This window comes from Acinetobacter sp. HA (genome assembly GCF_000264725.1).
Classification (GTDB): Bacteria; Pseudomonadota; Gammaproteobacteria; order Pseudomonadales; family Moraxellaceae; genus Acinetobacter; species Acinetobacter schindleri.
In genome coordinates this window covers 95,795-120,359 of sequence record NZ_AJXD01000096.1, presented here as the reverse complement: position 1 = coordinate 120,359, position 24,565 = coordinate 95,795, and the positions used below count along the sequence as shown (strand labels likewise).

Below are 24,565 nucleotides of genomic sequence, written 5' to 3'. Positions count from 1 at the left end.
TGCCTAAATCAATTTGGTTATAAAAAAAGGAATAGGGTCAAATCTTCCTTGCAAGCCTGTACCGAGCAATGCTGAACTCCTTGCCTCGAAATGCAAATGTCCCCCTTTTGATATAGTAGTCATTCCCCTAGCATTTCCAGTAGAACCCGTTTTACCTAAAATTGTCTTAGCATCAACAACATCTCCTTTTTCAACATCTATGGTAGATAGATGTGCATAAAAAAATAAATTGAACGGCTGTTTGTAATATTTCTTGATGCATAAGTTTTTTGCTTTTCAGGCAAGTCATCAATGTTTACTTCTAATACTATAATTTTCCCATATGCCTTTCCACTATCTGTTGCAATAGCAATAACTCCACTACATACCGCAAAAATATTTGTACCGGAATCAGCAGCTAAATCTATACCTTGATGGTTTCTAGTACCTCCATTTCTAACTTTCCCGAAAGTAGCACTTTTTACATTAGCTAGACCAGCAACTCTTAACTGGTTTATTGCTAAAGGATCTACCCACATTCCACTGCCTCCAACAATTTTATTTTCTTGTATTTCGATACTTGGTGTTGGTGTTGGTGTTGGTGTTGGTGTTGGTGTTGGTGTTGGTGTTGGTGTTGGTGTTGGTGTTGGTGAAGAAGTTTGCCCCAATAAAATTTTAATTGTTTCATCTAAAGATAAATTTATTCCAGAAGTTTTAGATTTATCCAATACATAATCATAAATATTAATATGTGCATCGATGTATGCTCTTAGCCATATTCCATAAGCAACTTTTGCATCGTTGTTATATCTTTTCAAATAATCTAAAGCATTTTGTTTACCCTTATTTCCAAATTGTGCAAGCAATAACATTTTTGCTCTTTCTGGGGAAAAACTATTGTTTATGAATGACCTCGCACCTCCAGCTCCTTCATGATGTAATAGATAAGCAAATTTAGCTATTGAGCTCGGCTCTGTTAATTTTTGATAAGGTAGTTTTGACCATTTAAAATTTATAACTGCATAAGCAGCTGCTGCATCAATCGAAAACTCAGAGTTGAATCTAAGATTTAAAAGTTGCTCCTCAGTAAGATATTTATTTTTTGAAGCATATTGCCCTATTAAAGATTCTTGGTTTTTACAAAGTTCAAGCCAAGTACCTTTAAGAAATTGTGTTAATCCTGCGGCATTTGTAGTGGTATTAAAACTTTTGGAATCCCATTCCCCATTACTTTTTTTGCAGCTTCAGCGTGAATTAAAGCTGCTAAACTATGTGGAGTAAATCCATGACGTTTCGAAGCATCTATAACAAATTTTCTATATTTATTATTTACTGTATTGAGTATGAAGTTCTCTTCTGTAAATTGGCTTGCAATTATATGGGTACTATTACCTGAATCAGTCCTTTTTTGACTATTTACTGGCTCAGGTAAAATTATAGATGGTTGACTAGTATCTATTTTTTCATTTATCCCTTTTACGATAGGATCTGCTAAATTTTTTAAGGATTTTTTGATTTCCTTTATTGTCTGTTGAACTATACCCGATTGAGGATAGTGATTGCCGGAGACTTTCATTTGCCTTGAAGTCAGCCTTAAAACTTTTTTCCCTATTGGTAAAGTTTTATGATTAGCTATTAAATCAAAATTACTTTTTATATTTTTGTAATAAACTTTTAAACCTTTTGAATGATCTAAGATTTCAATATCATTAATTACACCATCTTTAAAATTTATTTCTTTTGATTTACCATCATATTCTAGTTTTACAATTCCTTTTGAAATAGGTTTAAAAGATAAATCTAATAATATAATTTTTAAAATCAATTCAGCTTCAATCTCATTGATCTCATCAATATATATTTTTTGACCTACTTGTATTTTATGAATAGAAGAACTATTCAACTTATTAATTTTAGCTAATTTTTGTACTGTAATATTAAATTTTTTTGAGATACCCCACAATGTATCTCCTTTTTTACAATATAATAATTCACAGAGAACACCTTTATAATTATTGAATGTCTTCAATCTGAATTCCATGCTCACCCACATCAAATTCATCTTCTAAATCTTTAGTATCTAAATCTTCAAAGATATTTGACCATTGCTTAAACCCTACTAATGCTTCATAAGCAACCCATTCTTGAGAAATAGATAATTGCGTTTTACCATTAGAATCAGTTTTACCTTCCCATAAAATTTCCTTATTTTCAGGTATGAACATAGTTACTTCAGCACCTTCAATTCCACTACCACCTAAACTATTAAATAAAAAATCTACAGCGTATGGTCCAGATTTAGGCAATTCAGGAATCTCATAAATAGTTTTGGCTCCTTCTTTAAATATATGCTGCCCTGCTCTACACTCAAACTTCCCACTTGTAGTACTAAATACTCCCTGTCCATTAATCTTTAACTGAGATCCGCCCGCAGTCAGTACAATTTCTTTAGGACTTATAATTTCAATCTGATCTTCAGTCGAAATAATTTTGATTTGTTTGCGAGCAATAGCTTCAATTGCATCATCTTGTGCTTGAAGCTCAATTTTGCCTTTTGCCGCAATGGCTCTGAATCCTTTTTGCGCTGCAAATAGGCTAATCCTGTCCTGAGCATGGGCAATTAAAGATTTCTGGGTTGAAAAATTGATGCTATCCGCGGCACTGTGGTTAATCTGTTTATCGGCTGATAAATGCAAATCTTCATTCGTTGAAAGTGCAATCGAATTGGGTGCACAAAGTACCATTAGCGCCTGTTTAAAGGTTTCAGCCGTACTTTGATCCTGCTGTTCAATTTGGTTCAGAAAATTTGTCAGATGATCAAGTGCCTCTAAAGGATCAGTTTGCTGGTTTTTAGCAACGTCACTTAAGGCCTTACTATTATTTAAACTTGATTCAAGCTGGCTTTTAGCCGGGCTACTATTTAAGTGGTTGGCATTAGCATTTTCCTGTTTATGCGTTGAAAGCAGCAGGCCAGCCCCCGCCCTCACTGCTCCCCACTGATCCGTCCTAAGCTCAAATCCTTCACCACGCCCATCACTCACTTCATCTTCTTTAGGGTGGCTTAGATTTCCTAAATTTAGTTGGCTAGCCCCATGACTACTTTGTAGCTGTACACTAATCTGTCCGGTCGTATCATCAAACCGAAGCTGGTTAAAACCTTCCCCATTTACCTCCTGAGAGCGGATACCGCTCAGTTTTTTGGTTAATGGCAGTTTGCCTTTGACATCAAACATCGTCTGATGCCGTTCAGCTTCATGAATACGACCCACCACAAATGGCCGGTCGACATCTCCCTCAAAGAAATCAATGACGACGATTTCCCCGATACGTGGATGGAATCTTGCTCCATAGCCTTCACCTGCCCACGGTGCCAACACATCTACCCAAGCCGAGTCGCTATCATTATCATTGGCACCAGCGCCACCATCATGTTGATGGTCATCACTGCGGGTAAACAGGAAACGAACCTTGACCCGCCCCCATTCATCCACGTAAATAGTTTCACCCTCAGGTCCAACTACTTTCGCTCGTTGTGGATGGGCCATAGGCCGATGCTGTAATGGATGATATTCAGGTACGACAGGAATATGACGACGAACCAAATACAATTCATTACTCTGTCTTTCATCATCTAATACTTTCCAGTGACTGGACTGTATTAAGTGATCCAGCTGCAGCAAAATATCTTTAGGTAAATTATTCTGGTTATAGAAGTGTTTGCCCAAAATTAAAAATTCACGTTCATTGGCTGGATGTTGATCTATTTCAGGATGATCATGTAATTCAAACCAGTACCCAACTTGTACATCACGCACACTACTACTGGCCTTAAAATATTTAGACTGCAAGGCATGGGACTGGTTTAGCTGCTGGCTGAGTTGATCCAGTTGAGCAGAACTGGCTGAAGTCATTTGATCTTCTCCATTCAGGTCGCTGATCCAGGCCGGGCTAATGGTCCAGACATCTTCAAGATTCAGGCTTTGATTATCCTGTACTTCGCTATGCTGATGGCTACTGAGCAGTAGCTGACTTTCATTCTGAGCCAGCTGATCCGCGTGCCAGCGCTGGGTTTGTACTAAGGTTGGATTTAAAGAACGCTCTGCCAATAGACCAGTAATCGTGTCAAAAGGTTCGGTGGCATGGCTACGATGAAAACGGATACTACGGCGCTTTAAAGCCTGAAAATGCGGCTGGTCATCAATCAAACGTAGAATTTGTGGCTGAATGGTCTGAGCTGAAACGGGGACCATGATTTCCTTTTCATCGATCAGCCAGTTAACGCCTTCACTACGCCATAAGCGGGTCAGAAACTCATAATCCGTTTCATTGGACTGCATCACAAAAGGTCGAACATCGTAGTCCCGTGACAAGGCAGAAACATCCAGGCTCAATCGTGCTGCAAATAAGGAGCTGCGAGCCTGCCATTCTTTAAATAAAATTTCACTAATATCCCGAACGCTTTTATTCATAAACACTCGGCTATTGCGGCGTTTATGCCATAAGGAAGTTGCATCTTGCAGGGTCAGTTTATACAGCGTCAAAGCTCCGTCGCTTTGTCCCTGGCTTGCCGCTGTAATCAGACCTGTCGTTCGAAATAATTCTCCACAGTCAGTCACCTGATCAACTGCAACCTGACAGCCAATAAATTGTTTTAAAGCGAGATTTGCATTGGTTGAAAGGCAGATCAGTTCTGCCTGTAAACCCTCATTAATCTGATGATGACCTTCAATGCGCTGAATAAAAACCTGTGTATTTAAAACCTGATTAGAAAACTGGATATGTAGGGCTCGTTTTTGCAGATTAAGCCCAAGAGTCTCAAGGATGGTATGAATATTGTTTAGCATCTTATAGTTATTTTTAAGGAGTATTATGCAGCTGATTTTATGAAAATTGCCCCCTATACGTCCATCATGCTTCTTATTTCACATGATTTAACCATTAATTTATTACTCATCAGCTCTTTCATTGAGGTTTTAATCTTTTAATGTTTTATTGACAAAATGACTAATGATTTCTGTTATTTGTGCTCACAGAGCAGAATCGTTACTGCTACACTTTATGCTTATATCAATCAAAAGAGCGTTGTGACATGCTTGATCTCCAGTCCAAACTGCCCGACTTGGGCGTGACGATTTTCAGTACCATGTCTGCCCTTGCTCAGCAACTCGGGGCACTGAATCTTTCACAGGGTTTTCCCGATTTCCCTGCACCACCCGATTTGATTGAAGCTTTAGGACGAGCAAGCACATCCGGTTTTAACCAGTATGCACCTGGAGATGGTTTACCGTTATTACGCTCTTTGGTCGCTGATTTATATTTACAGCGTGATCAATTATCACTAGATCCCGCTCAGGAAATTACCATTACACCTGGCGCAACGATTGCAATCTTCTGCGCAATTCAGGCTGTAGTGCGTGCAGATGAAGAAGTCATTATTTTTGACCCGAGTTATGACAGTTATGCGCCGACGGTACAGGTTTTAGGGGCTAAACCGATTCATATCGCACTCGGGCATCCGGATTTTTCAGTGGACTGGAGCCAGGTTAAGGATGCGATTAATGATCGCACCCGCATGATTATTGTAAATACCCCGCATAATCCTACTGGAAGTGTCTGGTCTAAAGCGGATTGGCAACAGCTGATTGAACTGATCCGTGACCGCAATATTGTGGTGCTCTCTGATGAAGTTTATGAACATCTGGTCTTTGATGATGTAAAACATTATTCAGCACTTTCCTTCCCAGAACTGCGTGAACGCAGTTTTGTCATTGGCTCTTTTGGCAAGACCTTCCATGTCACCGGCTGGAAAACCGGCTTCTGTGTAGCTACCCCCGCCTTAATGAAATTGTTCCGTCAGGTATACCAATTTGCCAGCTTTTGTGGTGTAACACCTGTACAAGTGGCACTGGCCGAATATTTACAACAGCATCCTGAGCATATTCTCCAGCTGTCAGCCTTCTATCAGGCCAAACGGGATTTGTTTAATTCATCCATTCAGAATTCACGTTTTCAGTGGAGACCATCACAGGGGACTTACTTCCAGAATCTGGATTACAGCGAAATTCGACCAGATTTAGAGGATGTTGCTATGTGTCAGTATCTGGCCCATCAACATGGGATCGTGGCGATCCCGGTATCAGTATTTTATAAACAGCCACCAAAAGATTTACGTTTGCTGCGTTTCTGTTTTGCCAAAAAAGAACAAACCTTGCTGCAAGCGGGCGAAATTCTTTCCAAAGTTTGATTTAAATATTTAAAGACTTACATAGCTTCAGCCTTAGTTACCTAAAAGCTAAGGCTATTTTTCTGCAAATTTCCGATAATTATTTTTTCTCCCTTTCTAATAATCAAGAACAGGATGTCTTATGGCACAGCAAGCATTGGTTCAGCAGCAAAATCTATGGAAAACATTTTTTATTTTCCTGTTGCCGCTGGTTGTGACCAATATCCTGCAAAGTTTGTCCGGTACGATTAATACGATTTTTGTGGGGCAAATGCTGGGCGTACATGCCATTGCTGCAGTTGCGGTTTTTTTTCCAATTCTGTTCTGCTTGATGGCTTTTGTAATTGGCTTGTCCGCAGGTTCAACCGTTTTAGTAGGACAGGCTTGGGGAGCAAAAAATCTGGAAAAAGTCCGCTGTGTTATTGGTTCTACCCTGTTTATGACCCTAATTGGCGGTAGCCTGATTGCATTTTTTGGGGTGATTTTTGCAGAGAAGATCCTGCTGCTGCTTGGAACCGATCCCGATGTGATGCATCTGTCTCTACCTTATGTGCAATGGATGCTTGCTGGTAGCCCGCTGATTTTTATTTATATTATTTATACTTCAATTCTGCGTGGGGTGGGTGACAGCACTACGGCATTATTTGCCTCTGCCCTGACGATTGGAGTCGGTCTGGTGGTGACACCTGTTCTGATTGCCGGTTATTTCGGTTTCCCGAAAATGGGGATTATCTCGCCTGCTATTGCAACTATTCTTGGTAACATAGCAGTCCTGTTATTTTTAGCCCTATATTTAAATTATAAACAACATCCACTTAAACTAGATTGGGCTTTACTGAAGCATATCCGTCATCATCCTGGCTTAAGCAAAATTATTCTGCGCTTGGGCATTCCTACCGGTGTTCAGATGATTACTACTTCAGCTGCAGGTTTGGTGATTGTCGGTCTGGTCAACCGTTATGGTGCGGAAGCTACAGCAGCTTATGGTGCAGTAAATCAGGTACTGAATTATATCCAGTTCCCAGCACTTTCCATCGCGATTGCTGCTTCCGTTTTTGGTGCCCAAGCGATTGGTGCTGGTAAAAATGACTTACTCAATAAAGTGACGCGCACCGCCCTGAGTATGAATATCCTGTTTACCGGTAGTCTGGTGGTGTTGGCCTATCTGTTCTCGAAATATCTGATGGCTCTGTTTATTACTGATTCGCAAGTGGTGGTGTTGGGTCAACAGCTGCTATTTATCGTGCTTTGGTCAATTCTGTTCTTTGGCGCCAGTGCGATTTTTGCTTCGATTATGCGAGCCAGCGGTACAGTGACCGTACCGATGATTATCAATATTATCGCCATCATCGCAATTGAAGTTCCGGCAGCTTATCTATTCAGCCATTGGTGGGGGCTGCAAGGCATCTGGTATGGCTATGCCTTGGCTTTTGTCTGCCTGTGCATCATGCAAGGCTTGTATTACCAGTTTGTCTGGAAAAAGAAAACCATTGAAGCGCTAATTTAACAGTAGCTTAAGTATGTATAAATTTAAAACTTATCTATTTTTAAAGTAAATACATCTCGTCCTTATGCCTATTCCATATTCATTATAAGGATTTAATTTTATCGTATTTTTAAACTCGATTATTCCTTGTTATAAACCTGGTGAAATACAGGATAACAACAGGATTTCAGCATGTCTCAACGACAAATTAAACTGGGTGCCTTCATTCCAACGACGTCGCGACATGCAGCTGGTTGGCGGCATCCAGCGTCCCGGCCCCAAGATCATTTAAGCCTTGATTATGCAATTGAACTAGCAAAGACTGCTGAACGTGGCCTGTTTGATGCTTATTTTCTTGCCGATGGTTTGGCTGTTAATTGGAGTCATGGCGCTTCTAAGCATAATAAAAATGTAGGTTATAGTGACAAAGTTGTTGGGTTTGAACCCTTGACCTTATTTGCGGCTATTTCAGCAGTCACCAAAAATATTGGCTTTATTGCCACTGCATCGACCACCTATGAAGAACCCTATCTATTAGCACGTAAATATGCCTCTTTAGACCATATTAGTAGGGGTCGTGCTGCATGGAATGTGGTGACGACTATCTCTGCTGAAACTGCGCGTAACTTTGGTTTTAGTACACATCCAGATTCCAAAGAAAAATATGCTTTACTCAATAGTCTGATCCACCCGGATGTCGGCCTGGCTTACTTTCAGGTTTAGCCGGCGATATTGATCTTTCACACTATGATCTGGATGCCCCCTTCCCCATAGAAGATATTAAGATCAAGTCCAGTCGTCAGCAAATGATGCTTGAGATTACAGCGAAGCATCACTTTAGTATTCGTCAGTTATACGAATATATTGCTTCTGCCTGTGGTCACTGGACATTGATTGGTACACCTGAACAGGTGGTCGATCAGTTACAGGAATGGTTCGAAAATGAAGCTGCAGACCGCTTCAATGTGTTACCACCAACAACGCCTGCCGGCCTGGATGACTTCGTCAATTTCATTATACCGGAGCTGCAACGCCGTGGCCTGTTCCTGACTGAATATGAAGGCAGCACTATGCGTGAAAATCTGGGTCTGAAACGTCCAGTAAACCAGTATCTAGTGACTCAACCCAATACGGCTATAGCCTCTTAGATCAGCCTTTATAAAAAAGATTAGTTTGAATTACTATTTTATTTTCTGTGGAGGAGAGAAAGAAAAATTATTGCTAGTCTTTCATTTCTTAAATTTAAATATAAAAAGTCCGCAGAAGCGGACTTTAATTTAATAACTTTTAATAATTTAAGCTGATTTCTTAGATTTACCTAACTTAGTGGCAAAAGCTGTGACCTTCTGATACCCCGTTGGTAAAATACGTTGGATTAAATCGATCGCTTTGGCATCGTTACCAATCAATAAACGGCGTTTGTCTTTTTGAACGGCCTCCAAAATCTGACGCGCTGCTTCTTCAGGCGGACAACGCAATAATTTATTGAAGCTACGCGCAGACTTTTCAGGGCTCATCCCTAAAGCCCTGAGGCTGTCATTCATTTTTGCGGCATTGGCAATATTGGTACGAATTCCCCCCGGATGCACGCAGAGTGCGCTTACACCACAATTTTCAATATCCAGTTCTTGACGTAAAGACTCAGTAAAACCACGCACTGCAAACTTGGTGGCATTGTAGGCAGACTGGGTTGGCTGCGCAGTCAGTCCAAATAAACTCGAAATATTCACCACATGACCATCGCCGGTCTTTTTAATGCGTGGCAAGAATTCTTTAGTGCCATACACCACGCCCCAGAAGTTGATCCCCACGATCCACTCGAGTTCGTCATAAGATGCGCCTTCCACTGTTGACCCCAAAGCGACCCCAGCATTATTGAAGATCATGTTGATACTGCCATGATCCTGCTCGACTTTTTCCGCCCATGCACGGACTTCTTCCAAATCGGCAACGTTGACCTTGTCGAGGGTGGCACGCACGCCAGTGTCTTTAATCAGCTCAAGTGTTTTAAGTAAACCTTGTTCATTCACATCACTTAATGCCAGATGACAGCCCTGTTTCGCCAAAAGTACAGCTAACTGCTGACCAATGCCCGAACCTGCACCGGTAATCGCTGCAACTTTATTATTAAAATTTTTCATAAGTTTCCCTTATTGATGAAACTGCCTGCCCAGACAGCATTTCTTGTTCTGTCGTGCTTCATGCAGCAATTCTCTTCAATATAGTTTTGACAATACTCATTGTCAATCATGATGACTTATCTGTTCAGGACAATCTAGGTTGGTGATCAACAACATAGGTCTAAATGCAATTTATTGGTAAGATATTCAAAATTTCGGTGCTTATGAGCTTAATCATTCTATGACCAATTCGGCAATTCCTGTGGAAAAACAACAAAAAACGATGACAAAGGAACGTCAGTTTAAGGGACTGTCTATGGCTGAACGCCAGCAGGCACGCCGGGAAAAGCTGATTGAAGCGGGTATTCAAGCGTATGGCACGCATGGCTTTTTTTCTGTAACCGTCAAAGATATCTGTACTGAAGCCAAACTGACCGAACGCTATTTCTATGAATCATTTAAGAAAAGTGAGCATCTGTTTCAAACTATTTTTCTAAAACTGATCGATGAATTGCAGCAAAATGTCATGCAAGCCATGATGCAGGCTTCCTCTGATCCTAAAAAGATGATCGAAGCTGGTCTGACTGCCCTGCTCACTACATTGCGTGATAATCCACGTATGGCCCGGATTATTTATATCGATGCCATGCTGGTACAGGAACTGCATAATCAGGCTACCATTCACGAAACCATGGGCCGTTTTGACCGCATGATTCAGGCCTTTGTCATGCTGATGATGCCGAACCTGAGCCGTTCTGAACAGGAAATTTCTCTGGTATCCACGGGCTTAAATGGTTATGTCACCCAGATTGCCATTCGCTGGGTCATGAGCGGTTTTAAACAGTCCATGGAGGAGGTTCTGTCCTCATGCAGTATTGTATTTTTGGCACTTTTTGAATCTTTTTCAGATAAGAAATAATATTTAGCGCAATTATTTCTTAATTTATTTTCTATTTTTCAATCAATTGTTATTACAGATATTTTTCCTCTATCAAGTAACTTAAATTGTCACAAATCTTTGCGAAAGCAGGGCAAATATCCCTTTCTGCAATGATACTGTCATAATTAATCTTTGTAATAGGCTCGTCATAAATATAAAACGGTCCACCGTTGACTTATAGGAAATGCGCTGTGAAAGATGACTACATTTTAATCGTCGATGATGAGCTTCCAATTCGGGAAATGATCCATACGGCACTGGATATGGCTGGCTTCAATTGTTTAGAAGCAGAAGATGCCAAACAGGCCCATCAAATGATTGTGGATCAGCGTCCAGCCTTGATCCTGCTGGACTGGATGATGCCCGGTGGAGTGAACGGTGTAGACTTATGCCGTCGCCTGAAACGCGATGAAACCCTGTTAGAAATTCCAGTCATTATGCTCACTGCACGAGGCGAAGAAGATCATAAGGTTCAAGGTCTGGATGCCGGTGCAGATGACTACATGACCAAGCCATTTTCTACCCGTGAACTGGTATCCCGTATCAAAGCCGTACTGCGCCGTACCAATAGCCTGAATGGTGAAAAAAGTATTGAAGCCAATGGCCTGTTACTCGATCCTGCAAGCCAGCGTGTCAGCTTTAATGATACTATTCTGGATATGGGGCCGACTGAATACCGCCTGCTGGCCTTCTTCATGACCCATCCAGAACGTGCCTATACCCGTGCCCAGCTCCTGGATCAGGTGTGGGGTGGCAATGTGTATATTGAAGACCGAACCATTGACGTGCATATCCGACGCCTGCGCAAAGTGCTGGAGCCATATGGCGCCGACCGTTTTGTACAGACTGTACGCGGAACCGGCTATCGCTTTTCGACCCGTATTGATGTCGCACTCGGCTAATTTGACTTAGGTAAATCCTGCTTTATGTATAAACCCTACCCTGTTCCTGAAATGGCCCGTGGGCATAAACTGCCAAGCTCCAATAGCTTATGGGACTTTGCCAAGCAGGATTTACGCCTTCTGGCCTTCTTCCTGTTGATCGGCAGCCTGATTGGTTTCGGGATCGGGTATTTCTGGGTCTGTATCGTACTGGCTTTTGTAGCATTCTTTGTCACACAAATCCGTTCCCTATATTTGGTCAATGACTGGATTTCCAATCGTCCTTATGACGTACCACCCAAGATCAATGGCATCTGGGGTGCCCTGCTCTTTAATGTCTATCAGGCCCAGCGTCAGGAACGCATTGTACAGGCAGAAATGGTCGAGCTGATTGATCGTGCCCAGTCTTCTCTAGGCGCGCTACAGGAAGCCGTGGTACTGATCGATGAAAATCAGCAGATTGAATGGTGGAATCCCGCAGCTGAACGTCTGCTCGGCATCAGTGCTGAAGATAAAAGCCGTAATATTCTGAGTTTACTCTCTCAGCCAAATTTCGTTGATTATTATCATCATATTGATGATGCACCTGACGGTCTCAAGATGCAATCTTCGATCTTTGAAGACCATTATGTACAGATCAAGATGACCCGCTTTGGGGGTGAAAGCCGTCTCTTGGTCGCTTATGATGTGACCCGGATGCATAATCTGGAGCAGATGCGCAAAGACTTTGTCGATAACATCTCGCATGAGTTACGTACGCCTTTAACGGTGCTCAGCGGCTATATCGAAACCTTTACCGATCAGGAAGATATCAGTCCACGCTGGAAACGCGCCTTTGACCAGATGCAATCCCAGACCCGGCGTATGAATGCCTTGGTCAATGACTTGTTACTATTGTCTCGTCTGGAAAATGACGAAAATATTGCCAAGAATCAGATTATCGACATGCCCAATCTGATGAACCAGCTATTTGATGATGCTCAGGCCTATAACGTGGATTATGGTCATACGCTGAACCTGGATATTGACAGTCATTGTGATCTGATTGGTTCCGATATGGAAATTGCCAGTGCTTTCAGCAACCTGATCACCAATGCGATTAAATACACGCCAAAAGGCGGTACGGTCACCATGGGCTGGCATGATGATAGTGAATCGGCTTACTTTGTGGTAGAAGATACCGGGATCGGGATTGACCCGAAACACGTACCGCGTCTGACTGAACGGTTCTATCGCGTCGATTCTGACCGTAGCCGACGTACTGGCGGTACAGGTCTTGGACTTGCGATTGTAAAACATGTACTGATGCAGCATCAGGCACAGCTAAAAATTGATTCTCGTGAAAATCAGGGCTCTACTTTTAAAGTGATTTTCCCGAAGGAACGCTTGAGCTTCCCGGACTGATTGAAACCTTATCCCAATAAAAAGGTGCCTTTTGGCACCTTTATTTTTAATGGCTTGTTAACTCAATACTTCTTCTTTGGACATGGCCCGGAAATAGGCAGGACGATGAGATAAGCGTTCCAGATAGGCTTCAATCGCCGGATAACGTTTACCCGTACGGGTCTGAATGGCATCTAATGGGAAACTCATCTGAATATCAGCAAAACTAAATCGACCGGCAAAATATTCATGCTCGCTCAGGTAGTCTTCCAGATATTGAATATGATCTTTAAGACGCGGCTGTACAAATTTACTTTTAATTCCACTGGTAATCTGTCGCGCCATAGGACGCAGCAAAAATGGTGTGTGCTTCTCAACGGAATTAATGACCAGATGCATAACCAGTAACGGCATCAGTGAGCCTTCGGCATAATGCATCCAGTACCGGTACTGCTGTTTGGTAGTAGAATTGAGCGGCTGAAACTCCATACCCACATCATAAGTTTCCTGCAAATATTGTAAGATTACCGCAGATTCTACCAGCACCTGATCACCATCAATCAGGATCGGCGCCTTCCCCAATGGATGGATCATCTTCAACTCTGAAGGGGCAGAAAAGTTAGGCAGCCGTTTATGGAACTTGATTTCATAATCTAGCCCCAATTCTTCCAATGCCCATAAAATACGGAACGATCGGGACTGCTCAAGATGGTGTAGGATACGCATGTTAGACTCTTTTGTTATTGTCGTGTTATTGCCGCTTCAGCATAACAAAAAGTGTCTGGTTTCGGTGAAATGCTTTACGAATTATATTACATTTCAATCAGCCTTCTTTACATATAGCGAGATCAAAGTAATGTAGTTCGAATTTCCAGACTCCGTAGCAAAGTTTTGGTCACTGGCGTTTTTTGACAAATTTCCAGAATTTTTAGCCGCAATGTTTCATCTAACGGATTTTGAAAACTTAAACGTCGTTCAATCCATTCCTGCCCTTCCCAATTGGCAAAGAAATCGGCTTCAACCTGAAACTCCCCCAGCTCCAGATCTTTATGGCTGGCATACATACGCAAGCTAATCATGGTGCAGGAAATCAAGCCTGCCAGCAGAAAATCATAAGGTGCGGGACCACGATCCTGACCACCAAAAGCTTCCGGCTTATCCGTCAGATATTGGTGATTGCCATGACTGATTTGTCCCTGCCATGGTGTTTCCAAACTATGTACACGAGCACTTGCAAGCATGGCCATTTCTTCTTCCTTATTTTATTGATGATCCATTTATTTTGAAGGACGCATATGGCCCGGGAAAGCAGGGGCTTCAAGTCGTGGTCCCTCGTAGGCAGGAATCGAGCCAAATCGTTCATGCTCTGCAATCCATTGCTCACGTGCCATTTTCAATTCTTCAGTCGTGCGGCCAACAAAGTTCCACCATAGTAAAATCGGGCTTTCAAAAGGTTCGCCCCCCAGCAACAGTACACGGCTTCCGGCATGAATCTCGATATGTACCCGATCCAGCCCCGGTTCCAGAATCACCATATTATCTTCAGTCAGTTCATGTGCGTTGATACTGGCCGTCCCTTCCAGTGCCAGAAAACCATATTCAAATTTCGGATGAAGCGGTAATACTGCCTGGGTACTGTCTGCCGCATACAGATCCACCCCGAGCAGTTCACTATGTACCTTCACTGGTGATATTGCCTTAAGATATTCCCCGACCAGTACCGTGAACTCAATGCCTTGATCCTCAACCACAGGCAATTCCGGATAATGATCAAACGCGGGTGCCATATTGACCATATCATCTGGCAAAGCGATCCAGAGCTGTGCGGCATGCATTTTAGTTTCTGTTTCAGGTGCAACTTCAGAATGGGAAATGCCATAACCAGCCGTCATCAGATTGACCTGACGCGGACGTAGCAACTGCGCACTGCCCAGACTGTCACGATGCATCATGGTACCTTCGATCATCCAGGTAAAAGTCTGCAGACCAATATGTGGATGTGGTCCTACATCCAGGCCGTCTCCCTGCGGGAAATGAGCAGGTCCGGCATGATCCAGAAAACACCATGCCCCGATCATCCGTTTATGCCGGCTTGGTAACGCACGCTTGATCACTGTTCCCTGACCAATTTCAGCACGGCGTAATGGAAATTCTGCAATGAACTCATTGACGTATTTTGTGCAATCATCTGAATTGAAAAGTTCGATATCATTATTATTCGACATGTTCTGGCTCACTCGGCTGGGTCAAAAGATCATAGCAATTCAGATCGGTAAAAAGAGTGCTACTTTCAGGATTGTGCTTGTCATATTTGCAACAATCTTTAACTTCAACGGTCTGATCTGTACTTGATCTGATTTCTTGTTTTCATGGGTACTCCAAATCTTGAATCTATCCTTAAAATTCGAGGTCGCAATTAGGTAAAGATCACCCAAACCTTTTTTAGCATTTTTCATTTTAATAAGGTGAGGTTTACACATACTGCAACAAACAATTATCTCGGATTGTTTCACGTGAAACAGACTTATATTTAATTTTTTGTAAATTAAATCAAATAATTAATTCAATAATACCTAAGTTTTGGCTTTCTCCTTTCGCAGAAAAAATGTTTTGTTACTTTTTCCTTCTCCATGCGTCGCAATCTATCCGTTTGACCATAGATTCCTGACCCCAAAATTTGCTCATAATATGTGCGAATTTTTAATGGATTGAAAAATGACGATTGCCGATGGCAGGATGCATGCAAATATGCAGGCTTCCTTGCAGAGTCTTAATCGGCATTCTTCGGAACAACTGCAACCTTCCGAGAATGACCTGAAGAACCGTCAAGTGCTAGAAGATGCACTTGTGGATCGGCACGCCCGTATTCCTGTGCAATTTCTACCTCATTTTTACGACTATCTGTACCGGCATAACTACCATAGTCTGCGTCAGATCCACTTACTGGCACAGTTGGTGTTCCTGCTATATTTCTTTGCCGATATCTTTATCATCCCCGACCTGATGATGGTTTCTGGGTTTACTCGGGTGATTTTGGTCTTAGCTTTCTGGATCGTCTGTGAACTGTTATTTCAATACAGCCAGAACATTCGCTTGCTCGATCTGATCCTGCCGATAGGGACTACGCTTTGTGCTGGAGTATGGATCCTGCTCCTGCTCTCTTCTACCAGCCTACATGTAGAAAATTACTTGTATGCTGCATCCATTTTTATTCTGATTACCAATCTCTGCATCAAGGTTCAATTTAGGGCTGCACTATATTGTTCAATCCTGATCAGCCTGCTGGTCCTGATAGCAATGACGCAGCTAATGACGTTATCGGAAGCTTTTATCTTTATGGTCGTGTTCAGCCCAGTGTTGCTGTTTAGCCTGTATTTTAACTGGAATAATATCCTGCATACCCGTCGTGCATTTATCCGTACTTTGTTAGATGAATGGAACTACCATATGGTGCGTAATCTCGCCCATACTGATGAACTGACTCAGCTCTATAACCGCCGGCATTTTGTTAATCTGGCAGAAAACTGTATTCATGACTGGCCAAGATATTCAAGCACCTGTCTGCTGATGTTTGATGTGGACCATTTCAAGCAGATCAATGATAGTTATGGGCATGATGTCGGGGATCGGGTACTACAGTTAATTGCAGATACAGCGCGTAAGGAAATGCGCCATAGTGATGTACTGGCACGCTTTGGTGGTGAGGAATTTATTATTTTGCTGTCCGATACACAGTTGCAGGATGCTTTGGTGATTGCCGAGCGTATTCGTAATTCGATTCAGCAGCAGTATCTCTATGCCCGGCCTGAGCTGGTACTGAAATTTACAGTTTCGATTGGTATTGCTGAGTTAGAGTCCCATACTCAGGACCTGGATGATCTGATTAAAAAAGCGGATGTGGCGCTTTATGCTGCCAAGAAGAGTGGACGTAACCGGATTGAAGTGTATCGTCCAGATATGAGTTCACCGTTTCAATCTGATTTACAGAATTTTTATACTGAAAAATATATTAACTTATGAACAGTCATAGAGGTGACTTAAACGTATAGACAGTCAATCCAGCCTATCTCCTTTGTTGCTTTGTACTCACTCTCCCTTTTTTGTAACCGAAAATATTTATTCTAGATGACTACTTTTAAAGTGAATTTTTAAGGAATAGAATAAAATTTATACAAAACTTAATATATAAAAAATTTTATTTTTTATGGGGAAGGCTGAATGCCACAGGAATATCATAAGGAGTCACGCCTTCTGATTCAGCAGGCGCTTAAAGATCCTCTGGTGTGTATTCCTCAGCCATTAAAATCTGCCTATTATTCTCATCAGAAAAAGCTGCATCTGAGATATCTGCTTCAGGTGAATCTATGTGCACAGTTTGCTTATGCTTCCTATACCCTTGCGGATATTTATGTACTGCATGACATCCACACCCTGTTGCTTGTAACCAAACTGGGTTTTACCTCAGTCATGACCCTGATCACGGTCTGGATGTACCAGCATAGCCGGAATTTACCACTCTTTGATCTATTGCTACCCACTTCGATTATTGGTGCCAGTGCGGTCTGGTTTTTTAATTTAAATCAGTCAGAAAGTCCTTATAACCTGATCTATCAATATTCCTCTCTGGTCTTTATCGTTCTGGCAAATTTAAGTGTACATATCCGTTTCAGGCCTTCCCTGATCATCTCGGCCCTGATTACCTTCATGATCTATATGGGTGTGTATTTCAATGTTAAAGGCGATCTGCAACAGCTGGTTCTGTTTTCTCTGATTTATGTGCCGGTGCTAAGTTTTAGTATCTATATCAGCTGGAATTCAACGCTTAAATCTCGGATTGTATTTTTACAACATACCTTGAACGAATATAACCGTCAGGCTTTTGAGCATATGGCGCATACCGATTCCCTAACAGGATTAAATAATCGCCGCTTTTTTGAATATTTGGTTCAGCAACATCTAACACATAGGCTTGAAGAAGGAACACCGAGTCCTAGTTCATTAATCGTCTTTGACGTCGATCATTTTAAAAAGATTAATGATAACTATGGTCATGATATTGGCGACCAAGTACTGCAAATCATTGCGAAAACAGCTCAAAGTGAAATGCGAAATACTGATATTCTGGCGCGCTACGGCGGGGAAGAGTTTATTGCCCTGCTTCCTGAAACGCATCTGGATGATGCTCTAAAAATTGCCGAGTGTTTAAGGCAGCGCATTGAACAGACCGAAGTGTTTCTTGATCAAGGTCAGTCCTTAAAATTCACCATTTCAGTGGGTGCGGCGATCTTGGAAACTTGTGAAACGGACCTGTATACCGTAATTAAACAGGCGGATATTGCGCTGTATCAGGCCAAGGCCAACGGACGGAACCGAGTAGAGCAGTATGACCCTTTAACCAGTCCTACTGTCGTACTGCTGTCACAAGGCTCGTGGAATAAGGATCGGGCAATTAAAATCGTTGGAACCTAGTTAAAAGATATCTTCATCGAAACGGTCTTGGTCGATTTTATAAATATGAAAGCTCCGTTCAATTTGTATCTCTAAAAGAAACTCTATTTCTAAAAATATTCTTTTCACTTGGAAGTGTTTGATTGAGTATCTCTTTTGACAGATTTGAGCATTCAGCTCATATATTTGCCGCATCTGAAATTTTTATAGGCTCATGTAACTTAAACAATAGCTCCATGAAAGGCAGCATCAATTGATGACAGCTAGGCAATGACATATTTTTCTGTATAAAGTTTTATTTTTATTCATTATAAACACAAAAAAGGACGCCTAGGCGTCCTTTTTTATTGGATATATCATTTTTCAGATACTGCCGCGCGTATCTTGCGCAAAGTTAAAAGCAGTGCTTTTAACCTTGCTCATGGCGTAATTTAGGCAAGAGGCTTCGCTTCTTGAAACCCCTAAATTACTCCCATTCAATCGTCGCAGGTGGTTTAGACGATACGTCATAAACCACACGAGAAACTTCAGCAATTTCATTCATGATACGAGTCGAGATTTTATCTACCAGCTCGTATGGAAGGTGAGCAAAACGAGCTGTCATGAAGTCAACAGTTTCAACTGCACGAAGTGCAATGACCCATGCATAACGACGACCATCACCTACAACACCAACAGATTTAACAGGTTGGAATACTGCGAATGCTTGCGCAGTTTTGTCATACCAACCGCTAGCACGAAGTTCTTGCATGAAAATGTCATCTGCTAAACGGAGAATGTCAGCATATTCTTTTTTCACTTCACCCAAAATACGAACACCTAGACCCGGACCCGGGAATGGGTGACGATAAAGCATTTCAAATGGAAGACCTAAAGTGGTACCCAATTTACGTACTTCATCTTTAAACAGGTCACGAATTGGTTCAACCAGTTCAAATGCTAGATCTTCTGGTAAACCACCCACGTTGTGGTGTGATTTAATCACATGTGCTTTGCCTTGTTTGCTTGCAGCAGATTCGATCACGTCAGGGTAAATCGTACCTTGAGCCAGGAAGTTTACACCATCAAGCTTACGTGCTTCTTCAGCAAATACTTCAATGAACTCACGGCCGATGATTTTACGTTTTTTCTCTGGATCAACTTCACCCGCAAGTGCAGTCAAGAAACGCTCTTCAGCATCAGCACGAATGACACGGATACCCATGTTTTTCGCAAACATGTCCATAACCTGGTCGCCTTCATTCAGACGAAGTAAACCATTGTCCACGAATACACATGTCAATTGATCGCCAATTGCACGGTGTAAAAGTGCCGCAACAACTGATGAATCTACACCGCCTGAAAGACCGAGCAGTACTTTTTGATCACCAATCTGTTCACGAAGCTGTTCAACACGAAGGTCGATAATGTTTTCAGAGTTCCACAGGCTACGGCAACCACAGATATTGTGAACGAAGTTAGACAGTAACTCTTTACCTTTGGCAGTATGAGTGACTTCCGGGTGGAACTGAATACCATAGAAACGGCGTTTTTCATCAGACACCATTGCGACCGGACAGCTTGGTGTGCTGGCAGTAATCTGGAAGCCTTCTGGAATTTGAGTCACTTTGTCACCGTGGCTCATCCAGACTTTTAATTTGTCTGCTGAATCTTCAAGATCGCCAATAAGACCATCACGGATTTGAATGTCTACTTCTGCATAGCCAAATTCATGTACTGTACCTGGCTCAACCTTACCGCCAAGTTGTGCAGACATGGTTTGCAGACCGTAGCAAATACCCAATACAGGAATGCCCAAGTTGAACACAACTTCTGGCGCACGCGGGCTGCCTTCTTCGTGAACGCTCTCAGGACCACCTGACAAGATGATACCGTTTGGATTAAATGCACGAATGTCTTCTTCAGACATGTCATAGGCAAACATTTCAGAATATACGCCAGACTCACGTACGCGACGTGCAATCAATTGGCTATATTGAGAACCGAAATCCAAAATCAGGATACGATCTTCAGTGATTTGAGTATTGGTAGTCATGACAAACAACTATAGAAAGGCAAACGAAAGATAAGCGCCGTATTCTATCATTTTTCGCTGCATTAAGCACACTGTTTCAAGGCGCTTGAAATATATACATATTTAGCACTGTATCTTGATCAGACTGAATTTTTTGTCAGATCTGCTTCAATCCTGGATTCCAGATTGAATGAGATTGAAGCAGAACTTTAAATGTGGTTATTTCACTTTTTCGATACTAATCACATCAATATCGGTAGGTTTCTGACGATGAGTATCTACCTCGCCAAGCACACGAACGTTATCGCCCGCTTTTAACTTCAACGGTTTCCACAGGTCATCATCAACATCAATAATAATCGTGCCACTACTGTCTCGAAGTTCAAAATCATCACTCTGCGGTGCAACTTGACGCACAATTTTACCTGTTAAGGTTACACCAGTTTCATCCGGCATTTTTTGTGCTTGAGCAATGCTGACTTTATTTTTTTGAGCTTCAGCAAGGAGGGCCTGATCTGACTTTGCCCATGCACCGCCACTAACAACGAGTCCCGTCATTAATACAGCTAAAATTTGCTTTTGCATTCAATATACTCCTTAAACAACAGGTCTAAATTCCTGATTCTATCTAAGCAGAGTGAATGCACTGAACGAAGCTTAATTCGGTAAAGCTAGTTTAATGTTATGTATCCACAAAAAAAGCGGTCTTAGACCGCTCGATTGGAGCGTTGCTTTGTTATTGGTGCTCAATCAGATGATCAAGACTGAAGCGACCTGCACCCTGTAATACCAATAGCAATAAGCCACCTGCCATCGCAAAGTTTTTCATAAAGTTCACTGCATCCTCAGGCGTACCATGAAATAAAAATGCAGTCACTAAGCTAAAGCCAGCCAAGAGTGCTGCCACTACACGGGTCTGCAAGCCAAATAAAATCGCTAAACCACCACCCAATTCCAGCAAAATCGTCACAGGTAATAATTCAGCAGGAACACCCATAGCTTGCATATAACCAACCGTTGCTTCATAACCAGCGATTTTGCCCCAACCTGCCACAATAAAAATATAAGCCATTAAGGCACGTGCAGACACGAATGTTACGGATTCAAGTACAGGATGAGCAACAAGATTGGCGATAATACGATTTGGATTCAACATGATAAAAACTCGAAAATGATTGCTAAAATATGAGCACATCTTATAAGTTTCATTTTTAATTATTAATAACCAAAATAAGATTCATCGTTTTATTTTTAGAATGATGAGGCTGGAAATAGACCACTTTTGATGCTGACTTTAAGCCTAATCACTGTTAGGATTTGGGCACACTTTTGCTTGTACTGGCGCCATGGAACTGCTTGATTTTATCCTACATGTAGATGACCATCTGCTTGAATTCATCACCAATTATGGGGTGTGGATTTATGCTATTCTTTTCCTGATTATCTTTGTAGAAACGGGACTGGTAGTCATGCCTTTCCTGCCGGGTGACAGCTTGCTGTTTGCTGCGGGGGCACTTGCAGCATCTACTGGGGCCATGGATCCGTGGGTACTGATTCCGCTCCTATTTGTGGCAGCAGTACTGGGCGATACGCTGAACTATCATATTGGCAAGTTCATTGGGCCGCGTGTGTTTGAAGTTGAATCGCGCTTTATCAATAAAAAACACCTACTAGCAACCCAGCAATTTTTTGCCAGACATGGTGGCAAGACGATTATCTTTGCCCGTTTCGTGCCTTTCGCCCGCACCTTTGCTCCTTTTGTGGCCGGTGCTGGCAGCATGAATTATAAATATTTCCTGAGCTATAACGTGATTGGTGGTTTTTTGTGGATCAGCTCTTTTGTGATTTTGGGTTATCTGTTTGGAAATATGCCAATCGTTAAAGATAACTTTACCTATCTGATCTTCGGCATCATTATTATTAGTGTATTGCCAGGCATCTTCGGTTTTGTTCAACAGAAGCTGAAAAAGAACAAAATGGCTTAAATCCTGATCGCTGAATTCAGTTAAACAAACTGATGATCAGCGGAATCAGGCAAAGCAGCAAAAACAGGACCGACCCTTTATACATGAGGTCGGTTTTTATTTTCTCCGACTCCCTTGCCAGAATTGCCTGACCGAACGCCATCCAGAAGACAAACACCGGTAATGTCACCAGACTAAATATCGCGAAGACCAGTACGAAATTAGTTGGATTTTCCCAGGTCGCCATGGGAAAAATACCGGAAGCAAACAAAGCCGCTTTAGGATTTTTTAAAGTCGCAGTAAACATCTGCCAAGGCCGGATCATCGGGTGCTTATGATTATGCTGCTCTAGCTGCCTGGCTTTAAACAGTCTGAAGGTCATCCAGCCTACAGTAATTGTGCTCAGTATATGCAGCATACTCTGGAAATTCGGCCAGATCGGGACAGCAAGATGTATCAGCAAAGCCCAGACATTAATGGCATAGAAGTAACCCAGCAGAATAGCAGGTATATATAAACTGGTTCTGGCCTGACCATGTTGATGTGCCGCACTGGCAACCAGTGCATTGCCTGGGCCCGGAATCATCAATACTGTAATTACAGCCAGAATAAATAGCCAGTTTTCGATCATACGCAAACTTACCGCAAAGAATGGCGCAACATTAACGAATCTGCTCAATATATAACAAGATGAAAATTCTTATAAATTTGTTCCGAGCAGTCATTCCAGCTAGTTTTATATGCATAATAACGCCCCTTTCCGGACTGCGATGCTAAAAAAATGCCGACCTCAGTCAGCATTTTTATTTTCTATCTTCATCATTATGTTTTTGGTACAGCCTGGCGAATGATCAGTGGGCAGCTCTTATAGCGTGCTGCCTGAACAATCGCTTCCTGCTCACCTAAAACACGTGCCAGTTCGGTCTTCTTGGTATTAGAAGACTGACCCATATTCACTGAAATGCTCGGCCCAATGCCCCAACCACTATGGCTACCCCAGCCACCACCTACACCGACGCCTACGCCAACACCCGTTCGTTTCGGCGCTTGTACACCATTGTCGATATACTGCTGAATACGGTTATATTCGCCTTGCAGCTGACCGCAGTCATAGGACTGGTATTGGGTTGGCGACACATAGGTCGGCTTGACGGTCGTAGCACAGGCACTTAACAAAGCCAGGCCCACGATGCCAAGACTGAATTTCATGAGTTTCATGCTGGAATCATCAATCTTATTTTTGCTCAATCTCATTGAACAACGATTGATAGGCCTGAGTCAATTTATGATCAGTAGCCAGATGAATTAAGGGCTGATTTTTCTGATGGGATTCTTTCATGATCACCGATGGCGGCAACATATTTTTCAATACCGGCAAGCCCTCATCTTTCAGCTGTTGCACCACCTCACGCGGCAGTTTGGCCTGAGCCTGAAACTGATTGACCACAATTCCTTCAATTTCCAGACGGTCATTATGGTCGTCCTGGGTTTCGATGACATTTTCAATCAGGGTATGCAGGGCACGTTTGGAAAATACATCACAGTCAAAGGGAATCAGTACCCGATCTGCCGCAATTAAAGCTGATAAGGTAAAGAAATTAAAAGCCGGCGGCGTATCAATAAACACCCGCTCATACTGACCCGTTAACTGTTGTAAGGCATCACGTAGTTTATAGATCTTATGTTTGGATTCCAGTGCATGTCCCAGTGTGCCGAGACTTGGGCTGGCTGGAATCACATCCAGATGTTTAAACGGTGACTGGTGCACATAGCTTTCCAGGCCTTTAGTGCGGGTTTTTAGAATTGAGCCGATGGCATTGCCAATCAGACCCTTGTTCTGCTGGCTGCCCAGCACTTCATCAAAATAGTTTTCAATATTGGGTTCTAATGCAGGCTTGTCTCCTGAATAGGTCGCATCATCACCAAGCAGATACTGGCTGGAATTGGCCTGTGGATCGAGGTCAATGAGTAAGGTTTTGTGCCCCTGATGTGCACTGATTGCTGCCAGATTCACTGCAATACTCGACTTCCCCACGCCACCTTTTTGGTTAAACACCACACGTGTACGCATTAAAAACCCCCTATTATTTTTATCAATCTATTTAAAATTTAGCCAAACAAAATGAT

The 24,565-nt window shown here is 42.2% G+C and carries 21 protein-coding genes and 1 pseudogene; 10 read left to right on the top strand and 12 right to left on the bottom strand.

Annotated elements, in window-relative coordinates:
* Positions 1-3: 3 nt before the first annotated feature.
* Positions 4-2,020 (bottom strand): annotated as a pseudogene (locus tag HADU_RS13490) (peptidoglycan DD-metalloendopeptidase family protein).
* Positions 1,992-4,823 (bottom strand): type VI secretion system Vgr family protein, encoded by a 2,832-nt coding sequence (locus HADU_RS13485; protein WP_008307137.1) that lies wholly within the window; start codon positions 4,821-4,823, stop codon positions 1,992-1,994. Before HADU_RS13485 ends, HADU_RS13490 begins: the two are co-directional and overlap by 29 nt.
* Before the next feature lie 245 nt (positions 4,824-5,068).
* On the opposite strand from HADU_RS13485, the gene HADU_RS13480 reads away from it, so the two are divergent.
* From HADU_RS13480 to HADU_RS16120, 4 genes are all read left to right on the top strand, one after another.
* Positions 5,069-6,223, top strand: coding sequence for a methionine aminotransferase (locus tag HADU_RS13480; protein WP_008307135.1), 1,155 nt, complete (start codon positions 5,069-5,071; stop codon positions 6,221-6,223).
* A gap of 121 nt (positions 6,224-6,344) precedes the next feature.
* Positions 6,345-7,709 (top strand): MATE family efflux transporter, encoded by a 1,365-nt coding sequence (locus HADU_RS13475; protein WP_008307133.1) that lies wholly within the window; start codon positions 6,345-6,347, stop codon positions 7,707-7,709.
* 171 nt (positions 7,710-7,880) lie between these two features.
* Positions 7,881-8,411, top strand: coding sequence for an LLM class flavin-dependent oxidoreductase (locus tag HADU_RS16125; protein ID WP_008307131.1), 531 nt, complete (start codon positions 7,881-7,883; stop codon positions 8,409-8,411).
* An 86-nt stretch (positions 8,412-8,497) separates the two neighbouring features.
* Complete coding sequence (locus tag HADU_RS16120; RefSeq protein ID WP_008307128.1) at positions 8,498-8,836, top strand: putative nitrilotriacetate monooxygenase component A protein; 339 nt, start codon at positions 8,498-8,500, stop codon at positions 8,834-8,836.
* A 147-nt stretch (positions 8,837-8,983) separates the two neighbouring features.
* On the opposite strand, the gene HADU_RS13465 is transcribed toward HADU_RS16120, so the two are convergent.
* Positions 8,984-9,829, bottom strand: coding sequence for an SDR family NAD(P)-dependent oxidoreductase (locus HADU_RS13465; RefSeq protein ID WP_004814214.1), 846 nt, complete (start codon positions 9,827-9,829; stop codon positions 8,984-8,986).
* Between the two features lie 220 nt (positions 9,830-10,049).
* On the opposite strand from HADU_RS13465, the gene HADU_RS13460 reads away from it, so the two are divergent.
* The 3 genes from HADU_RS13460 to phoR all read left to right on the top strand — a co-directional run bounded on the left by HADU_RS13460 (position 10,050) and on the right by phoR (position 13,033).
* On the top strand, positions 10,050-10,727 hold the full coding sequence (locus HADU_RS13460) for a TetR/AcrR family transcriptional regulator (protein WP_004814212.1): 678 nt from the start codon (positions 10,050-10,052) through the stop codon (positions 10,725-10,727).
* Positions 10,728-10,939: 212 nt separating this feature from the next.
* A complete protein-coding gene (gene phoB / locus HADU_RS13455; RefSeq protein ID WP_004814209.1) occupies positions 10,940-11,650 on the top strand; it encodes a phosphate regulon transcriptional regulator PhoB in 711 nt (236 codons plus the stop codon).
* Positions 11,651-11,674: 24 nt separating this feature from the next.
* Positions 11,675-13,033 (top strand): phosphate regulon sensor histidine kinase PhoR, encoded by a 1,359-nt coding sequence (phoR, locus tag HADU_RS13450; protein ID WP_008307124.1) that lies wholly within the window; start codon positions 11,675-11,677, stop codon positions 13,031-13,033.
* A 57-nt stretch (positions 13,034-13,090) separates the two neighbouring features.
* Here the strand turns inward: phoR and HADU_RS13445 are convergent, their stop codons facing one another.
* From HADU_RS13445 to HADU_RS13435, 3 genes are all read right to left on the bottom strand, one after another.
* A complete protein-coding gene (locus tag HADU_RS13445; RefSeq protein WP_005220314.1) occupies positions 13,091-13,738 on the bottom strand; it encodes a glutathione S-transferase in 648 nt (215 codons plus the stop codon).
* Between the two features lie 122 nt (positions 13,739-13,860).
* Positions 13,861-14,259, bottom strand: coding sequence for an OsmC family protein (locus tag HADU_RS13440; protein ID WP_008307120.1), 399 nt, complete (start codon positions 14,257-14,259; stop codon positions 13,861-13,863).
* 30 nt (positions 14,260-14,289) lie between these two features.
* On the bottom strand, positions 14,290-15,237 hold the full coding sequence (locus HADU_RS13435; protein WP_008307118.1) for a pirin family protein: 948 nt from the start codon (positions 15,235-15,237) through the stop codon (positions 14,290-14,292).
* A gap of 490 nt (positions 15,238-15,727) precedes the next feature.
* Between HADU_RS13435 and HADU_RS13425 the strand changes: the two genes are divergently transcribed.
* Complete coding sequence (locus HADU_RS13425; RefSeq protein WP_008307116.1) at positions 15,728-17,032, top strand: sensor domain-containing diguanylate cyclase; 1,305 nt, start codon at positions 15,728-15,730, stop codon at positions 17,030-17,032.
* A 198-nt stretch (positions 17,033-17,230) separates the two neighbouring features.
* Positions 17,231-18,481, top strand: coding sequence for a GGDEF domain-containing protein (locus tag HADU_RS13420; protein WP_008307115.1), 1,251 nt, complete (start codon positions 17,231-17,233; stop codon positions 18,479-18,481).
* 445 nt (positions 18,482-18,926) lie between these two features.
* Here HADU_RS13420 and guaA read toward each other — a convergent pair whose 3' ends face one another.
* The 3 genes from guaA to HADU_RS13405 all read right to left on the bottom strand — a co-directional run bounded on the left by guaA (position 18,927) and on the right by HADU_RS13405 (position 21,630).
* Positions 18,927-20,495 (bottom strand): glutamine-hydrolyzing GMP synthase, encoded by a 1,569-nt coding sequence (gene guaA, locus HADU_RS13415; protein ID WP_004895334.1) that lies wholly within the window; start codon positions 20,493-20,495, stop codon positions 18,927-18,929.
* A 198-nt stretch (positions 20,496-20,693) separates the two neighbouring features.
* The gene (locus tag HADU_RS13410) at positions 20,694-21,059 is read right to left on the bottom strand and encodes a NirD/YgiW/YdeI family stress tolerance protein (RefSeq protein WP_004895336.1); all 366 of its coding nucleotides are present in this window, start codon (positions 21,057-21,059) and stop codon (positions 20,694-20,696) included.
* Between the two features lie 151 nt (positions 21,060-21,210).
* Positions 21,211-21,630, bottom strand: coding sequence for a DoxX family protein (locus HADU_RS13405; RefSeq protein WP_004814196.1), 420 nt, complete (start codon positions 21,628-21,630; stop codon positions 21,211-21,213).
* Positions 21,631-21,820: 190 nt separating this feature from the next.
* On the opposite strand from HADU_RS13405, the gene HADU_RS13400 reads away from it, so the two are divergent.
* A complete protein-coding gene (locus HADU_RS13400) occupies positions 21,821-22,459 on the top strand; it encodes a DedA family protein (protein WP_004814195.1) in 639 nt (212 codons plus the stop codon).
* Between the two features lie 16 nt (positions 22,460-22,475).
* On the opposite strand, the gene HADU_RS13395 is transcribed toward HADU_RS13400, so the two are convergent.
* From HADU_RS13395 to HADU_RS13385, 3 genes are all read right to left on the bottom strand, one after another.
* Positions 22,476-23,069 carry a LysE family translocator gene (locus tag HADU_RS13395; RefSeq protein ID WP_008307073.1) on the bottom strand — a complete coding sequence of 198 codons (594 nt, stop codon included), beginning with the start codon at positions 23,067-23,069 and terminating at the stop codon, positions 22,476-22,478.
* Positions 23,070-23,260: 191 nt separating this feature from the next.
* Positions 23,261-23,656, bottom strand: coding sequence for a hypothetical protein (locus HADU_RS13390; RefSeq protein ID WP_004814192.1), 396 nt, complete (start codon positions 23,654-23,656; stop codon positions 23,261-23,263).
* 16 nt (positions 23,657-23,672) lie between these two features.
* A complete protein-coding gene (locus tag HADU_RS13385; protein WP_008307070.1) occupies positions 23,673-24,509 on the bottom strand; it encodes a ParA family protein in 837 nt (278 codons plus the stop codon).
* Between the last annotated feature and the right edge of the window lie 56 nt (positions 24,510-24,565).

Bases quoted from the DNA above. Each gene is read 5' to 3' on its own strand.
- HADU_RS13400 (WP_004814195.1), top strand. From the start codon at position 21,821: ATGGAACTGCTTGATTTTATCCTACATGTAGATGACCATCTGCTTGAA.
- phoR (WP_008307124.1), top strand. From the start codon at position 11,675: ATGTATAAACCCTACCCTGTTCCTGAAATGGCCCGTGGGCATAAACTG.
- HADU_RS16125 (WP_008307131.1), top strand. From the start codon at position 7,881: ATGTCTCAACGACAAATTAAACTGGGTGCCTTCATTCCAACGACGTCG.
- HADU_RS13395 (WP_008307073.1), bottom strand. From the start codon at position 23,069: ATGATCGAAAACTGGCTATTTATTCTGGCTGTAATTACAGTATTGATG.
- HADU_RS13485 (WP_008307137.1), bottom strand. From the start codon at position 4,823: ATGCTAAACAATATTCATACCATCCTTGAGACTCTTGGGCTTAATCTG.
- HADU_RS13460 (WP_004814212.1), top strand. From the start codon at position 10,050: ATGACCAATTCGGCAATTCCTGTGGAAAAACAACAAAAAACGATGACA.
- HADU_RS13425 (WP_008307116.1), top strand. From the start codon at position 15,728: ATGACGATTGCCGATGGCAGGATGCATGCAAATATGCAGGCTTCCTTG.
- guaA (WP_004895334.1), bottom strand. From the start codon at position 20,495: ATGACTACCAATACTCAAATCACTGAAGATCGTATCCTGATTTTGGAT.
- HADU_RS13435 (WP_008307118.1), bottom strand. From the start codon at position 15,237: ATGTCGAATAATAATGATATCGAACTTTTCAATTCAGATGATTGCACA.
- HADU_RS13390 (WP_004814192.1), bottom strand. From the start codon at position 23,656: ATGAAACTCATGAAATTCAGTCTTGGCATCGTGGGCCTGGCTTTGTTA.
- HADU_RS13475 (WP_008307133.1), top strand. From the start codon at position 6,345: ATGGCACAGCAAGCATTGGTTCAGCAGCAAAATCTATGGAAAACATTT.
- HADU_RS13445 (WP_005220314.1), bottom strand. From the start codon at position 13,738: ATGCGTATCCTACACCATCTTGAGCAGTCCCGATCGTTCCGTATTTTA.
- HADU_RS13410 (WP_004895336.1), bottom strand. From the start codon at position 21,059: ATGCAAAAGCAAATTTTAGCTGTATTAATGACGGGACTCGTTGTTAGT.
- HADU_RS13465 (WP_004814214.1), bottom strand. From the start codon at position 9,829: ATGAAAAATTTTAATAATAAAGTTGCAGCGATTACCGGTGCAGGTTCG.
- HADU_RS13405 (WP_004814196.1), bottom strand. From the start codon at position 21,630: ATGTTGAATCCAAATCGTATTATCGCCAATCTTGTTGCTCATCCTGTA.
- HADU_RS13420 (WP_008307115.1), top strand. From the start codon at position 17,231: ATGCCACAGGAATATCATAAGGAGTCACGCCTTCTGATTCAGCAGGCG.
- HADU_RS13385 (WP_008307070.1), bottom strand. From the start codon at position 24,509: ATGCGTACACGTGTGGTGTTTAACCAAAAAGGTGGCGTGGGGAAGTCG.
- HADU_RS13480 (WP_008307135.1), top strand. From the start codon at position 5,069: ATGCTTGATCTCCAGTCCAAACTGCCCGACTTGGGCGTGACGATTTTC.
- HADU_RS16120 (WP_008307128.1), top strand. From the start codon at position 8,498: ATGCTTGAGATTACAGCGAAGCATCACTTTAGTATTCGTCAGTTATAC.
- HADU_RS13440 (WP_008307120.1), bottom strand. From the start codon at position 14,259: ATGGCCATGCTTGCAAGTGCTCGTGTACATAGTTTGGAAACACCATGG.